The organism is Bradyrhizobium sp. (genome assembly GCF_016462955.1).
In the GTDB taxonomy this organism is placed as follows: domain Bacteria; phylum Pseudomonadota; class Alphaproteobacteria; order Rhizobiales; family Xanthobacteraceae; genus Bradyrhizobium.
Genome location: NZ_JAEMSD010000013.1, coordinates 1 through 1,413, shown reverse-complemented (window position 1 = coordinate 1,413; position 1,413 = coordinate 1). Strand labels below are relative to the sequence as shown.

The 1,413-nt window shown below is 64.1% G+C and carries 1 protein-coding gene; it reads left to right on the top strand.

Translation table 11 applies throughout. The features are described 5' to 3' along the window. Positions 1 to 162: 162 nt before the first annotated feature. Positions 163 to 1,413: sigma-54 dependent transcriptional regulator (locus JHD07_RS02975; protein ID WP_291618767.1), on the top strand; the 1,251-nt coding region annotated here is incomplete at its 3' end.

Below are 1,413 nucleotides of genomic sequence, written 5' to 3'. Positions count from 1 at the left end.
GGCGATCGAGCCGACATCCAGGCCCGACGGCACGCAAACGGATCCCGTCAAGAACCAGGACGCAAAAGAAGCGTCCGGCGGAACCAAAGAGCCGGCTGAAAAGACCAATGATTCACCCAAAATCGAAGCCTCAACAGGCAGCTGACAAGACAGGCGCGATCCATGGCAAATGAAATTCTGATTGTCGATGATGAGGCCGATATTCGGGATCTCGTTGCAGGCATTCTCGAGGACGAGGGGTTCGTCACCCGAACGGCACGCGACAGCGACTCGGCGCTGGCGGAGATTGCCAATCGCAGGCCGCATTTGGTGTTCCTCGACATCTGGCTGCAAGGCTCCAAGCTCGACGGCCTGCAGCTGCTTGAGCAGGTCAAGAAGGACAATGCCGATCTGCCCGTGGTGATGATCTCCGGCCACGGCAACATCGAGACCGCGGTTGCCGCGATCAAGCGCGGCGCCTACGACTTCATCGAAAAGCCGTTCAAGGCGGACCGATTGATCCTGGTCGCAACCAGAGCGCTGGAGAACTCGCGGCTCAAGCGCGAGGTCAAGGAGCTGAAGCAGCTCGCGCCGAGCGCAAGCCAGCTCGTCGGCCGCTCACCCAGCATGAACCAGCTGCGCCAGACCATCGAGCGCGCAGCCAAGGCCAACAGCCGCATCCTGATCGTCGGCCCTGCGGGCGCCGGCAAGGAATTGACCGCGCGCACGCTGCATACGGCCTCGGGCCGCGCCGACGGTCCGTTCGTCGTGATCAACGCAGCCGCGATCACGCCCGAGCGGATGGAGCACGAGCTCTTCGGCGTGGAGCAGTCCAATGGCGAGCAGCCGCGCAAGCCCGGCGCGCTCGAAGAGGCGCATGGCGGCACGCTGTTCATCGACGAGATCGCGGACATGCCGCGCGAGACCCAGAACAAGATCCTGCGCGTGCTGGTGGAGCAGTCGTTCCAGCGCGTCGGCGGCACCGCCAAGGTGCAGGTCGACGTGCGCATCATCTCCTCGACCGCGCGCAATCTCGAAGAGGAGATCGCGGCGGGCCGTTTCCGCGAAGACCTCTACCACCGCCTCTCGGTGGTGCCGATCCGCGTGCCCGCACTGTCGGAGCGCCGCGAGGACATTCCGGAATTGATCGACTATTTCATGGAGCAGATCTCGGCCGGCAGCGGCCTACCTAAGCGTCAGATCGGTCAGGACGCGATGGCGGTGCTGCAATCGCATGTCTGGCCCGGCAATGTGCGTCAGCTCCGCAACAACGTCGAGAGAGTCATGATTCTCGCCGCCGGCGGGCCGGAGGTGATCATCACCGCCGACATGCTGCCGCAGGACGTCGGATCCATGGTGCCGGCCATGCCGACCAGCAACAATGGCGAGCACATCATGGGCCTGCCGCTGCGCGAGGCGCGCGAGGTGTTCGAG